Genomic DNA, 13782 nt, shown 5'->3' on the forward strand with positions numbered 1-13782 from the left:
AAGTGAATGAGTATTATCAACAATCATATCGCAACAAATCCAAAGTTTGATGCGTCTATCCAAAGCGGGTTGGAATCGTCTCGTCCCGACGTTTCACAAAAAGGCAATTATCGCGGTGAAACCGTCCGTGTTCACAATGCCACACAATCACTTTTTGATGCGATGGAAGAACTCACTTCACTCGGTTCCGAAAAAGCAGAGAAAGATCTGACTAAGCGCAAAGTGAAAGACAGTGGTGTTCGAGTTAATGAAGCACATGAACTCGTTTCGGACTATTTAAGAAAAGTCCCTGATCTTGAAAAGAATCAAAAGATCAAAGATTTGGCTACAAAAATGGCGGGAGGAAATATCTCGACCATCGCGCAATTACAAGCCTACTTGAATGGGTTTTCCGAGGAGAAAATCCATCAATACCTCGCCCTAAAAGCCGTGAAAAAGTTTTTGAGTGCGAGTCCAGAAAGTAAACACCTACTAGCGCTGATTGACCAAGCACTTCTAAGAATCGAGCAAAACCCAGATACATGGTCTCAAATTGATACGGAAATCCGTGTCTCAAATTTTGCTGATGAATACAGCCAAGAGCAAGAGTTTAGCTCTTTGCATCAGCTGCGCGGCTTCTACCGCGATACCGTTCATAGTTATCAAGGGCTCGGCGCGGCTTATCAAGATGTAGTGGCGCGCTTTGGTGAGCAGGAGGTATCGACTGCTGTTGACTTTATGCTGCAAGGCATGAGTGCAGATCTTAGTGTTCAAGGTAGCAGTATCGATTCGGTTAAGTTGCAGTGGTTGATGTCCGATATGCAAAAACTCAAAACTCTGAATACGTTGCAAGATCGTGTGAGTCAGCTGTTCCAAATGTTTAAACCGGAAAGGACGAATTATGGCTTATCAAGTTTCTAATTTGATGGCTGATGTGATTGCGTTGGTAGAGCAGCGATGGGTAAGCAGTGATGAGATATGGAAAGTCGCCAACGCAATGGAATTGACGGCTGTAGAACAAAAAATCGATTTTTTTCGAGAGTTCCATAAGTTAGTTCGCGCAATCCCAATTGACGTATTCGCCGATGAAGAACAACGACAGAATTTAATCCAAGCGGTACAAAAGGCGCTAGACGAAGCCATTGATATAGAAGAAGAGGAAGCGTGGGAAGATGAGTTGGATTGATGCATCCGTCGATGAATTTTGCCGAGGAATGGGGCTCGATGCCGTCGATTTCTCATCAGCTGGACGGGTGCAGCTGGATTTTGAGCAAAGTGGTACGCTGCATATTGAGCGACAGGGTGAGCAGTTATTCTTGATGTTGTCTCGAGCGTTATCTTGGCATCAAATCAGTGACATGATTCAAAGTGCACTGTGTTTGTGTCATGCCGATCAAGGCTGGCCTTTCGAAATTAAAACCGGCTTGTTAGATGAGCAAACTCTGGTTTTTTCAGCAAGGCTAAAAGGAGAAGAAGTAACACTTCCGACCTTAGAGCAAGCGTTTACGCTTTTGGCTCGTCTACATAACGATGTGGCAGGCTCATGACTCGAGTCAGCACTTTAAACGTAGGCATCGAAGCCTTTACGCATGTTACTCATAGTGAAGTTAAGGCCGATTTCCCAGAGCGATTTCAATTGCTTCCTGATGGTCAGGCGGTCGCTACACATTTAGAGAAGCTCTATGACCTTCGGCCTTCAGACCAATATCTCATCGCGTTAACTAAGCCCAAGCTGCTGCACTCAGAGTTGTTGCGTCCAGAAAAGTACCGTCAACAATTTGATGAAACGTTAGCTCAGCTGCAAGTTCTTGCACAGGATTCAGGCTCCGCTTCTTTTATCAAAGCATCTGAAACGCTACAAAGTACACAACTTGATCAGCGTTACCTCACTATGGCGCTCAATCTCCTTATCCAGGTCTAACCAACATGTTGAGATCCAAAGACATTGAACTCTTACTTGTTCACGCTGCGCTACAAGTTCAATACCAAAAGCCAGAGCATGCCATTTCTATTCTCGATGTGGTTCTAGAAATAGAACCGCAGCACAAAGAGGCGATGCAAACACTTGCTGTGGCGTGTTTACAAAGTGGTCGATATACCCGGGCGATTGAGGTGTGTGAGCACCTATTAAAATCCGACCTTCATCCTGATTCGGCAGGACTCTGGTTTTGTTTAAGCCAAGCGCGTTGGAAACAAAATGACGTCGATGGGGCACGCCAAGCGCACCGACGCTATCTGCAATCTTTAAATAGTGAATCACATGAATAATTTGATCGATATTCTAAACAAAGTAGGGCAACGCAAAGACATCATGCTTGCGGTGATGTTACTCGCGATCGTCTTTATGATGATATTGCCACTTCCTACCGCACTGGTGGATGTGCTGATTGGCACCAACATGAGCATTGCGGTGGTGCTGCTTATGTTAGCGATTTACATCACCACGCCACTTGAGTTCTCTGCATTTCCTGCAGTGCTATTGATCACGACATTGTTTCGTCTGTCTTTATCTATCACGACAACCCGTTTGATCTTGCTACAAGGCGATGCTGGTCAAATCGTTTATACATTCGGTAACTTCGTTGTGGGCGGTAACTTAGTGGTCGGTATCGTTGTGTTCCTGATCATTACCATTGTTCAGTTTATGGTGATCACCAAAGGCTCAGAGAGGGTAGCAGAAGTTAGTGCGCGCTTCTCACTCGATGCGATGCCTGGTAAGCAGATGAGTATTGACGGTGACATGCGTGCCGGAGTAATTGACGTACACGAAGCTAGGCACCGACGATCACTGATTGAAAAAGAAAGCCAAATGTATGGCTCGATGGATGGCGCGATGAAGTTCGTTAAAGGCGACTCCATTGCGGGTCTGGTCATCATTGTGGTCAACATCTTAGGTGGCGTCACGATCGGGGTAACGCAAAAAGGCATGAGTGCTTCTGAAGCACTTGAATTGTTTTCGATTTTGACCGTTGGCGATGGTTTGGTATCGCAGATCCCGGCACTCTTTATCGCGATTACCGCCGGTATTATCGTGACGCGTGTTTCTCATGAAGATTCTTCTGATCTTGGGTCGGACATTGGTGGGCAGGTCATTGCTCAGCCACGTGCGCTTCTTATTGGTGGTGTGCTTTTGGTGCTGTTCGCACTCATCCCTGGGTTTCCAAAAATCACTTTTCTGGTCTTGGCCGCCGTGGTTGGTGGTGGTGGTTTCTTCCTTTTCTATCAACAGAAAAAACAAGCGGAATCAGATAGCACCGACTTATCAAGCTTTGTTTCGCAAGGGGCCGGTTCGCCAGCAGCGAAGCCAAACAAACCCACTCCATCTAGAAACAGTAAAGGCAAATTAGGTGAGCAAGAAGAGTTTGCCATGACGGTCCCACTCTTGATCGATCTTGACGCGAGCCTTCAGGAAAGCTTGGAAGCGGTCGCATTAAATGAAGAGCTAGCAAGGGTTAGACGCGCACTATATCTCGACCTAGGCGTGCCTTTCCCAGGCATCCACCTGCGCTTTAACGAGGGGATGCAAAATGGCGAGTACTTAATTCAGTTACAAGAAGTCCCGGTTGCACGAGGACGAATTGTTAAAGATCAACTCTTGGTGACAGAAGGGAATGAACAGATCGATTTATTAGGCGTGCCTTATGAGCAAGATGAAGATTTTCTACCTGGTATTTCTAGCATTTGGGTGGCACAGAGTTATGAGCAAAAACTCGTAGCCAGTCATGTAGGTTTTCTCACACCCGACAGAATTTTAACGTACCACTTGTCTCATGTTCTTAAGGAGTACGCGCAAGACTTTATTGGTATTCAGGAGACGCGTTATCTGTTGGAGCAGATGGAAGGCAGTTATTCGGAGCTAGTCAAAGAGGCCCAGCGTATTGTTCCGTTGCAAAAAATGACGGAAATCTTGCAACGCTTGGTTTCTGAAGACATTTCTATCCGAAACCTTCGCGTGATCTTGGAAGCGATGGTTGAGTGGGGCCAAAAAGAGAAAGATGTTGTACAGCTGACGGAGTACATTCGTTCCAGCTTAAAACGTTACATTTGCTACAAATACGCGAGCGGACAAAACATGTTGCCCGCTTACTTATTGGATCAAAGTCTCGAAGACACAATACGCAGCGGTATTCGTCAAACCTCAGCAGGGAGTTACTTGGCGTTAGACCCGTCAGTAACGCAACAATTTGTCAGTGATGTGAAACAAACCATTGGTGACTTAAGCCGCATGCCGAATAAACCTGTGCTAGTTGTGTCTATGGATGTACGCCGATATGTGCGAAAGCTTATTGAATCGGAATACTACGATCTGCCCGTTTTGTCATTTCAAGAACTAACCCAGCAAATCAATATTCAGCCACTTGGAAGGGTGGGGATGTAATGAAAACAAAACTAATACTCTCGCTGGCGCAAGCGGGGATCGAAGTGACGCCATACTTTTGGCAACAAAGTGAAATTCAACTTGGTTATCGAATTGAAGTTGAAGGCTTAGAGCTCGTTTTTCGGGTGGAGGACGGTGAAATCATCATCGTTCTTCTGAAACGCGTTCGTCCAAAATTGGGGTTGAGTAACCCCTTTGCCGGCTTATTTCTCTTGGCTGAACATGCCATTCAACTTTATCCCTCCGATTGGGTCATTCGCGGCAACGTCGATGTGTTACGTGGTAGCAACATGAGCAGCCAGCGATTGGCACAGTTCTATCTAAAAGCATGCGGTGCAAGCCATGATGAGCTAGAAGACTGGTACTGTTTACGCCTAGCAGATTATAGACCTTTGAAAAAGTTGAAAAAGTAAAAACTCGCGACTGTTACTGACAGCACCGATGAGATGACCCGCTTTAAGATAGGAATCAAGATGAAGCAACCGTTTACCGATGCGATTGAGAACGCTGAGCTTGCCATTAGAAAAGCTGAAGACAGAACCGATATTTTTAACGAGCTATTGGAAGGCTTAGGTGTTGGTCCTGTTGCGGGTGATGTTTTACTTGGCGGCATAAAAGCACCAGTAGATACCATGAAACGTGCAGAGCAAGAGCTAATAGACGAAGTCCAGCGCCGCCGGCAACAACAAAATCAGCTACAAGGTACGTCAGGTAAACGCAGAAAGCGTCCCACAGTGATGCGCGGCATGATGATTTAGAGGTTTGGAAATGACGAATATGAAAACGACTGGCTCTACGACAGGAGCAACAGACACAGCTGCGAGTAGTGCACCATTACCCACTTTCCAACAAAACTTGATAGAGGCATTTACCCCTGTACTGGGTGAAGCAGAGACTCTGCAACTTGCCTCGATAGTCTCTTCATTGCCAACTATCTCGGGACAAACGGAATCACAAAGCATCGCGCTTTATGTTGATACGCTTGAAAACCTAAAAGCGAAAAATAACGCGTTTGCTGGTATATCATTGACCGACACCGCATCTGTTTGTCTAAAGTCGCTACAAAGTGCTAACTCAGATGGCGAATTAACCGCAGCCGAGTTTAATGCTCAAACAAACCAAACGCTATCAAATCAGTTTCAGGCTTGGTTTAGTCAGTTACTGACGGACAATGTAGATAGCTCGTTATCTACTGAGTTTGTTAGTCAATTCAATTTGGGGACTCAGAGTAACCAAGCGGAGCAGATCGCCAACCTCTCCGAGACAGGTCTGGCTAATGCCACCAAAGAAATTTCTCTTTTTGTTGCAGAGCTTGCTAATCAAATGAGCTCCCGTGAAGTGAGAGATGCTTCTATTTCTTTTCTTCGCAATGCCTTTAGTAGCTTAGGTTCCGTTAATCTCGCGCAACTGAAGAGCTCGGATTTCCTGTTGACTAAAGAGAGTTTCGCTCTTCAAGTCTCAGCTCAATTAAAAAGTAGTTTTCAAGGCATCGGTATTACTTTAAGCACCGATGACGCAAGTGCGCTAGCTAGCAGAATTACCTGGACTCCTGGTATTTCTAAACAGCAGCTTAAAGAAGCGTTAGATGAAATGGCCGCTCAAGTGAAAGGCCAATATAGCGCAGCTTATGGTGAGGCGAGTGGAACGAACAATCTAAAAGCAGCACTTAATACTGTCATTGGTGGAACTGAGCCTTTGACCCTTTCTAGTCTGTTCGCCAACTTCGCGGTGAGTTTAACAAATATAGAAATCGACGACTTTTACCAGGACAGAGCGATAGCCGATGTCCAAAAGACACAAATAACGGCAGCTCAAGTTAATTTGATCAAAGAAAACACCGAACGAGATATCCGATTACAGTTTGAAAAAATAGTAAAAGGTGAATCTACCGGGGCTTCATTTACTGAGCGATACGAGGCATTGCGCAAGAACTTAGGGGCATTGAAAGAGCGTCTACTCAATATCACCGATAAAGAGAAAGCGGATCGCGAGGTGAGAGCAGAGCACTCTCTAACGGCTCGTGATTTGTTGGCCGTTGTTGAGTCCAGCATTGGAGACCGTTTTGATGAGCAAGTTCTGCTTGCACTAAATGAGCGTCGTGTTAACCGTTTAGAGAAACGTAATGACCAGAAAGAGGCATTAGAGGATCTCACAATACAGCTTAAAGTTTTTGGTGTTGTGCAATCAAAAATTCACTCTACGCAAAGTGTTGATGGGGTTTATAAACCGGGATATCCAGAAAGTAACTTCAAAGCGAGTGACTTTAACTACAGCAATCAAACGGATTTTGAAGCTTCACCTGAGTACAAGTATTTGACGGATAATAAAATAACAAACCATCGAGACTTCCTTCAAACACAAGGTATTACTATCGGTGATGGTGCGTCGTACCAAGACGAAGAGAAGTCTAAAAAACTGTCTAATTTTTCTAGTTCTGTCAGTGCTAAATCCAAGTTGCTTAACGATGAAGTGCAAATCAAAACCACTGAGCTGAACGACACCAGTTCTCAATACAACTCGACCGTTGAAGCGATGAACAAGTTTGTTCAGAAGTACCACAGTATTTTACAAGAAATCCTACGAGCCATTTAAGGATAACCAACCATGACTAAAACAAACGCGACCGATCCATCTCAAATGCAAGCAGAAGAACTGCTGTCTTTTTTGGAAGAGGGAGGCACGCTAAAAATGTTGCACGATGTGTCTCAGGACACCATCGAACATATTTATGCCGTAGGTTACAACTTTTTCCAATCGGGAAAGATTGAGCAAGCAGCGAAAGTATTTCAATTACTCAGCATGCTTGATCATTATCAGGCGCGATTTTTCATTGGCCTTGGCGCGGCTCGTCAGGAGTTGGGTGAGTATCTGCAGGCAATAGACGCCTACAGCTACGCAGCGCTAGTGGACGTAAATGATCCACGCCCACCTTTTCACTCTGCTGAATGTCACCTGAAACTGGAACAACTGACAGAAGCAGAGAGTGGGTTTTATAGCGCGAAGGAGATGTCTGCCGGAAAATCACAATATGCAGATTTGCATGAGCGTGCAGGCATCATGTTAGAAGCGGTGAGAAATAAAAAGGAGTAATTAGACTATGAGTTCTATTGCACTTGACCGCATCCAGACACAGGTTTATAGCCCTGAATCTGGCCAAGCCACGTTAGATAACGTGCAGAAAACGGTGTCTACAGCGACGCCTTCTGTGACGGTAGAAAACGTGAAGAGTAAAGATGCAGATGTACTGAACACCGGAAAAGTAAAAGTTCAGTTAGATGCACCTAACGCAGCTGTTAGTGACAAAGTGAATGATTTGACGCTAAAAGCCATGGCACAGCTGCAAAAGATCGTCGATACCATTGCAAAATCTCTCCATGCAGTTGCAGACCAAACAGGTTCGATTGCCGTCAAAATCATCGCAGGATCTGCTGATGATTTTGAAGTAGAGCTTGCTGCTATCACGGATAAACTGAAAAGTACTCAAAACGAGCTGAAAATTCAGGAAGTGAAGGTCGCAAAAGCTAAGCACGAAAAAGAGATGGTGGAAAACCAAGACAAAATCAAAGAATCAGAAGCCGCTGCAAAAGAAGCCCAAAAATCAGGCTTAGCAGCGAAGATCTTTGGTTGGATCAGTGCGGTGGTTTCTATTGTTGTTGGTGCCGTAATGGTGGCAACGGGTGTTGGTGCAGCAGCCGGTGCACTTATGATCGCTGGTGGCGTTATGGGAGCAGTGAGCATGGCGTTGCAAGAGCCAGCCGTTCAAGATGCGCTAAAAGAAGCGGGCGTAAATGTCGATGTGCTAAACAAAGTCGTAATGGCATTAGAAATCGCCGTCGCGGTTATTGGAGCTGTTGTGACGTTTGGTGGTGCAGCAGCTGGCGGTATCGCGAAACTTGCAGCAAAAGGTGCTGGTAAGGTAGCTCAAAAGGTCACGGAAATCGCTACGAAAGCCGCTGCAAACATGGCGAAAGTGGCGGATATGGGCACAAAAGCTGCGACAACAACAGCGAAAGCGATTCGTTATGGCGCAGAAACCGTCGATCTTGCCGTCAATGTGGGGAAAGGCGCAACGGACAGTGTCCATGCTGCTAACAATGCTCACGTGACAGAGATTCAGGCTGATATCACAGACCTTCGAGCCAAAATGACGTTAAGCCAGGCTGTCATTGATAAGCTCAAAGAAGAGATTGGTAAGTTGATGGAAGACTTCCAAGAGTTGATGAGCCTCATCATGCAAATGATTCAAGCGAAAAGTGAAACTATGCAAACGGTGTTAAGCCGTCCTGCAACGGTATAAGGAGTTTATTATGCTAGATAAAGTAGGCGGAACGGGTCGTGGTGAACTATACGGTTTAGGCGATACCATAAAAACCAACAAAGCAGAAAAAGCGCCGGAAACAAAGCTTGAAGCGGGCGCCGTTAAAAGCCAAAGTGAGTCAGGTGTTTCTGGTGCAGCACGCTACCAGTTAGAGACACCTAAAGCTCCTACAGTGAGTAACCAAGCTCAAGTTGTTGCAAACCTAATGAGCGCTCTTGCACCGACGGTGAGCTCATTAATGAGCACAACGATGAAAGCGCTTAACGGTGAGGAGGTGATCAAGTCACCATCAGATGCGGTATCACAATCGTTGACGCTATTAACATTGTTGTATCAAGTATCAAAGCTGAGCCGTGAGCAGCAAGTGCTACAACGTGAAATTGCTGTTGAAGCAAACGTCGCGAGTTTAGAAAGCCAAGCGGCAGAACTCAACAACTCGGCAAGCGCAATGATCGCGATGGCAGTCGTTTCGGGTGTATTAGCGGGAGCTACCGCAATTATTGGTGCCCTTGGTTCTTTCAAAGCAGGGAAAGAAATCAAGAATGAAATGGCGAGCAATAATGTACTGAAAACGCAAAAAGCTGGCTTCGATCAAGCAGAAGAGTTATTAAATAACAATAGCTTGTCTAAAACTCAGCAAGATCAGGTTAAGCGTGCGCACTCACTAGCGAAAGACAATATCGCAGACACGACAGCGCAGCTGACAAGTGGTGGCCGTAAGTTCGATAAGTTGATGAGCTCAAACCAAGCGAAGAACGCGATTCTTCAAGCTTTGGGCCAGATGGCAAACTCAGCATCGAATGTAGAGCAAACCAAAGCGCAAGCGCGCAGCAAAGATGATGAAGTACAAGCGACTCGCGCACAAGCAGCCAAACAGAAAGCCGATGAAAACATTGGTTTCCAAGAAGGTTTATTGAAAGAGCTACGTGACTTGTTCCGATCTATCTCAGATAGCCAGAACCAAGCGTGGCGAGCGTCAGTCCCAACGGTGTAACCATCCGTTTCACTAACTACAAAGCGTTGTTTATACAACGCTTTTTTTATTTCAGCTATCTAAACTAGATACGGATATTTACTGGGTGATTTGTTTGTAAAGCAATATAACGTAGTGAGTTACATTGCATAAAAGTTACTGTTTTTGTTGAACTCAGCTCAAAGTTTACCATCTGATATTGGTCTTGTTGCATACTGCTGGGTTAGAATGCCATTGAACTTACGAAGAAAGTGTTTTAAATGTTCTTTTCTGTCGGATGATGACTGCGAATCTGATGGTTGTTTGACACAACTAATTTCTTTTTAAGACGGCAAGCTTACTAGTGTGGATATGGATCAGCAACATTGAGGAGTAACAATGGATATTTCATCACACAAAAAGGATATGGCGATACATATAGTCGAAAAAACGATGTCAATAGATCGGCTAATAATGATCATGTATAACTCACCAGATAAGATAGTTTACGAACACTTTAGAGCTGTTAACCCTCATTTGAAAGATAATATGGTTAAAGTTGGACAAGTTGTTTTGCTATCTCCAGCTAACTCAATCGAATGTACGCTAGAGGAAGCTCAGTTTTTGAGTCTTGCAAATGCAGTAGATAAATCTCTTATGGAATTAGATCGAGCTGAGCGTGAGATCCTCGTAAAACGCTATGATTTTTTATCTAATGTTGCTAGCTATAACGGTTTGCTATTAGGGGTTAGTAATAATGTGTGGAATTCTCACGTAACTCAGGTTAAGTCAATCCTAAAAGATATCGAAAAAACTTACATATCAAGTTTTAACCGTAGTGGAAATTTAAATAACCAACAATTTTTTTCTAAGCGTAATATACAATTTCAGCGTTTAAATACAGCTTTAAAAAGGTTTGGACAGCCAACAATAAATGATAATTTACTTGCCGGTGATATTAAGAAAAACTTGGGCTTAAGTAGCAAGAGTATTCTTCATCGCTGGGGAAAGCAGCAAGGCACGGTAACTGCCATTCCTGATTTTGCCAAAAACTATGCAGCAGTTGCTAAAATGTCACGGAATTTAAAACGTGTTGGTTATGTTAGTATCGCTTTGACTGGAGTTGAAGCTGCGGCATCTATCGAGAAAGCGTGTACTGTAAAAGACGAAAAACAATGCACTGAAACCAAGTACTCGCAAATAGGCAAGGCTTCTGCGAGTATTGCGGGAGGAACTGCTGGAGGCATGCTTGCTACATGGGGAGTGTGTACTTTAGTTTTTGGATTACCATCAGGTGGAACTAGTGCTTTTTGGTGCTCTGTTGTAGCAGGAGGCACTGGGGGATACTTAGGAGGAAAGTATGGAGGTTCGACTGGTGAGTATTTGGGAACAGAATTATATAAAACTCAACTTAATAAGTAGTCGAAGATGGAAGATATCAGTTTAGCATCAGATTTAGTGATTTATCTGACTACGGTTGGAATTTTAGGTATATTTACTTGGGTTTTGTTTGTTATTTATTTGAAATCCAAGTGGTTGAAGTATCTTGAAGATGCTCTTGATAATGGAGTTCGATACTACACTCTGAATATATTCTTATCAGGTCACGGAGTACTACAATATGGAACTGTTTTTCTGAGCACTTTTCATGCGAAACGATATAAAATGTTAGAGAAGAGGGATAAGGTTCCAGTTCATATTCAACGATTGTTTGTTCTCTCATTCGTATTATTTATTTCAAGTGCATCATGTCTTTTGGCTGGAGTTATAATTCATCATATTTATATAGAATAAAGGTTATTTAACAAGATTATAGTAATTTGACCTGAGTATTTCTATTTAATAGATAATTTAGAATGGACATATCAGTCTAAAGATTTAATTTTCTAGACTATACGGTTTACGCTTATATAGAGCCATTATATAACGGCAGAATATGCCGATAAAATGGTGATTACTAAGCTAACCGCCAAGGATGAGAACTTAAACGTTATCAAATTGTTAACGATTGCTATACTTAAACGGTCATCAACACAAGTAAAAGGGATGTTCAATGTTTAAGTTTAAGCAAATCGCACTTGCGGCTTCTTTGGCTGCACTCACAACAGGCTTTTCTGCGTCTGCGGAGGAAACGTTTGTCACGATTGGTACCGGTGGCGTAACAGGGGTTTATTATCCGACTGGTGGCGCTATTTGCCGCTTGGTTAACAAATCGCGAGAAGATCACGGTATCCGTTGTTCGGTAGAAAGTACTGGGGGATCGATTTATAACATCAACACTATTCGTGCTGGCGAATTGGACCTCGGTATCGCGCAATCAGACTGGCAGTATCATGCTTACAAAGGAACCAGTAAGTTTGAAGAAAGCGGGCCTTTTAAAGAGCTACGCGCCGTATTCTCCGTTCATCCAGAACCGTTTACTGTCGTTGCACGTAAAGACGCGAACATCAAAACTTTTGATGATTTGAAAGGTAAGCGCGTTAACATTGGTAATCCTGGTTCTGGTCAGCGAGGTACTATGGAAGTGCTAATGAACCAGTATGGTTGGAGTAACGACGACTTTAAGCTTGTCTCTGAGTTAAAAGCAGCAGAGCAATCAAAAGCACTTTGTGATAACAAAATTGATGCGATGATTTATACCGTTGGTCACCCAAGTGGAGCGATTAAAGAAGCCACTACGTCGTGTGATAGTAATATCGTAACGGTAGCTGGACCTAATGTAGAAAAACTGGTTGCAGACAACAGCTTCTATCGTGTCGCAAATGTCCCAGGTGGTATGTATCGTGGCACAGATAGTGATGTTCAAACCTTTGGTGTGGGCGCGACGTTTGTTTCTTCTACTGCGGTACCAGAAGATGTGGTTTATAACGTGGTTAAAGCGGTATTTGAAAACTTCGATGATTTCCGCCGTCTCCACCCAGCGTTTGCAAACTTGAAGAAAGAGGAAATGGTAAAAGACGGTTTATCTGCGCCTCTTCACCCAGGTGCGCTCAAATACTACAAAGAAGTAGGGCTGATTAAGTAAGCGTTACTTTCTCTTATTATTGATGTAAAACGCCATCTTTCTCGATCAATGCCACTCGTTTAACCGCGAGTGGCATATTTCTATTTCTCGTCATCCTGTACAGCGACGAAGGAGCGTGATACAGGATCTTCTATCCGAGCACTTTGTGATCAAAATGGTTTCATTAGCCGCTCAGTGTAGTGCTATTAGATTCCTAACCTCGCTGGAGTGACACAAAAAATCGTTAAGCTATCTGCATTAATCTTTCGCGCTGGTGTTTTTGTAGGATTGTTATCCACTTGTACAAGTTTTGCTTAAACATAAACATCAATGAAAAAGTAGATAGTGATGAGAATAGAAGAAAGAGCAACAAACCCTTTAACATGATTGGGATTCAGTTGACGAGAGACACGAGCTGCAAGATACCCACCTACCAACGTACCGACCAAAACAACACTACCTGTGTGCCAGTCAATGGAGCCATTGGCAACAAAAATCACGATAGCAATGAGTGAAACACACGTAGATACGAGCAATTTCAAACCGTTCATTAAATTAATGTCTTGGTGGCCCGCTACTACCAGATAGCTCAGAACAATAACCCCTAAACCTGCGTTGAAAAAACCACCGTAAGCAGAGACACCAACAAGTAATAAACCCAACGCGATTGCTCCGAGTATGCCAGCATGTTTGTGCTCTTTCGCGACAGTTTTGATTAGCATTGTTAAACGAGAACCGGTGAGAAAAAGCACGGTGGCAAATAAGAGTAACCAAGGGATAGCTTCCATAAATAGCGATTCTGGCGTGTTGAGCAACAGATATGCTCCGACAGCGCCGCCGACTAAACTGAATGAGACTGTGAACAGCAGTTCATGCTTGTTCTTCATGATCTCTTCTCTGAACCCGACGGCTCCGCTAATGTAACCCGCACATGAAGCATACGTGTTTGTTGCGTTAGCCATAATAGGAGGAACACCTACTGCCAATAGAGCCGGAAAAGTAATAAAGCTTCCGCCTCCTGCTATGGAGTTAATGATCCCACCAATTACGCCAGCAATGAATAAAAGTGAGAGTTCTAAAAGCATAAACAATCCTTGTTATGTTCTTTTTCATTGTTAGAGCTTCAGATGCTCTAACCCACATGCTCTAAT

Annotated in this window: 16 protein-coding genes; 15 read left to right on the forward strand and 1 reads right to left on the reverse strand. The window is 43.9% G+C overall.

Annotation, left to right across the window (positions count from 1 at the left end):
* Positions 1 to 6 precede the first annotated feature (6 nt).
* From sctW to R7Z49_RS17845, 15 genes are all read left to right on the forward strand, one after another.
* Positions 7 to 900, forward strand: coding sequence for a type III secretion system gatekeeper subunit SctW (gene sctW, locus R7Z49_RS17775; RefSeq protein ID WP_318076503.1), 894 nt, complete (start codon positions 7 to 9; stop codon positions 898 to 900).
* Positions 881 to 1165 carry a TyeA family type III secretion system gatekeeper subunit gene (locus R7Z49_RS17780; protein ID WP_005377239.1) on the forward strand — a complete coding sequence of 95 codons (285 nt, stop codon included), beginning with the start codon at positions 881 to 883 and terminating at the stop codon, positions 1163 to 1165. Before sctW ends, R7Z49_RS17780 begins: the two co-directional genes overlap by 20 nt.
* A complete protein-coding gene (gene sycN, locus R7Z49_RS17785) occupies positions 1152 to 1526 on the forward strand; it encodes a type III secretion chaperone SycN (RefSeq protein ID WP_017634544.1) in 375 nt (124 codons plus the stop codon). Before R7Z49_RS17780 ends, sycN begins: the two co-directional genes overlap by 14 nt.
* Positions 1523 to 1900 (forward strand): type III secretion system protein VscX, encoded by a 378-nt coding sequence (vscX, locus tag R7Z49_RS17790; protein WP_005377246.1) that lies wholly within the window; start codon positions 1523 to 1525, stop codon positions 1898 to 1900. The genes sycN and vscX overlap by 4 nt, the downstream gene beginning before the upstream one ends.
* A gap of 5 nt (positions 1901 to 1905) precedes the next feature.
* Entirely contained in the window at positions 1906 to 2247 is a 342-nt protein-coding gene (gene vscY, locus R7Z49_RS17795) for a type III secretion system chaperone VscY (protein ID WP_318111873.1), read from the forward strand.
* Complete coding sequence (vcrD, locus tag R7Z49_RS17800) at positions 2231 to 4357, forward strand: SctV family type III secretion system export apparatus subunit VcrD (protein WP_318076504.1); 2127 nt, start codon at positions 2231 to 2233, stop codon at positions 4355 to 4357. Before vscY ends, vcrD begins: the two co-directional genes overlap by 17 nt.
* Positions 4357 to 4770 carry an LcrR family type III secretion system chaperone gene (locus R7Z49_RS17805; protein WP_005377252.1) on the forward strand — a complete coding sequence of 138 codons (414 nt, stop codon included), beginning with the start codon at positions 4357 to 4359 and terminating at the stop codon, positions 4768 to 4770. The genes vcrD and R7Z49_RS17805 overlap by 1 nt, the downstream gene beginning before the upstream one ends.
* A 60-nt stretch (positions 4771 to 4830) precedes the next feature.
* A complete protein-coding gene (locus R7Z49_RS17810) occupies positions 4831 to 5115 on the forward strand; it encodes an LcrG family type III secretion system chaperone (RefSeq protein WP_005395092.1) in 285 nt (94 codons plus the stop codon).
* Between the two features lie 10 nt (positions 5116 to 5125).
* Positions 5126 to 6949, forward strand: coding sequence for a virulence-associated V antigen (locus R7Z49_RS17815; RefSeq protein WP_318111876.1), 1824 nt, complete (start codon positions 5126 to 5128; stop codon positions 6947 to 6949).
* A 12-nt stretch (positions 6950 to 6961) separates the two neighbouring features.
* Entirely contained in the window at positions 6962 to 7447 is a 486-nt protein-coding gene (gene vcrH / locus R7Z49_RS17820; protein WP_005377258.1) for a SycD/LcrH family type III secretion system chaperone VcrH, read from the forward strand.
* Positions 7448 to 7454: 7 nt separating this feature from the next.
* Positions 7455 to 8654 carry a type III secretion system translocon subunit VopB gene (vopB, locus tag R7Z49_RS17825; RefSeq protein WP_318111877.1) on the forward strand — a complete coding sequence of 400 codons (1200 nt, stop codon included), beginning with the start codon at positions 7455 to 7457 and terminating at the stop codon, positions 8652 to 8654.
* A 10-nt stretch (positions 8655 to 8664) separates the two neighbouring features.
* On the forward strand, positions 8665 to 9669 hold the full coding sequence (gene vopD, locus R7Z49_RS17830; protein ID WP_005377262.1) for a type III secretion system translocon subunit VopD: 1005 nt from the start codon (positions 8665 to 8667) through the stop codon (positions 9667 to 9669).
* Positions 9670 to 10026: 357 nt separating this feature from the next.
* Positions 10027 to 11049: a hypothetical protein gene (locus R7Z49_RS17835; RefSeq protein WP_047009803.1), complete on the forward strand. Its 1023-nt coding sequence runs from the start codon at positions 10027 to 10029 to the stop codon at positions 11047 to 11049.
* A gap of 6 nt (positions 11050 to 11055) precedes the next feature.
* Entirely contained in the window at positions 11056 to 11421 is a 366-nt protein-coding gene (locus R7Z49_RS17840) for a hypothetical protein (protein WP_053350348.1), read from the forward strand.
* 259 nt (positions 11422 to 11680) lie between these two features.
* Positions 11681 to 12652, forward strand: coding sequence for a TAXI family TRAP transporter solute-binding subunit (locus tag R7Z49_RS17845; RefSeq protein ID WP_005388171.1), 972 nt, complete (start codon positions 11681 to 11683; stop codon positions 12650 to 12652).
* Between the two features lie 293 nt (positions 12653 to 12945).
* Here R7Z49_RS17845 and R7Z49_RS17850 read toward each other — a convergent pair whose 3' ends face one another.
* The gene (locus R7Z49_RS17850; RefSeq protein WP_047102688.1) at positions 12946 to 13716 is read right to left on the reverse strand and encodes a sulfite exporter TauE/SafE family protein; all 771 of its coding nucleotides are present in this window, start codon (positions 13714 to 13716) and stop codon (positions 12946 to 12948) included.
* Positions 13717 to 13782 lie beyond the last annotated feature (66 nt).

This window comes from Vibrio sp. 1562 (assembly GCF_033340155.1).
Lineage (GTDB): Bacteria > Pseudomonadota > Gammaproteobacteria > Enterobacterales > Vibrionaceae > Vibrio > Vibrio alginolyticus.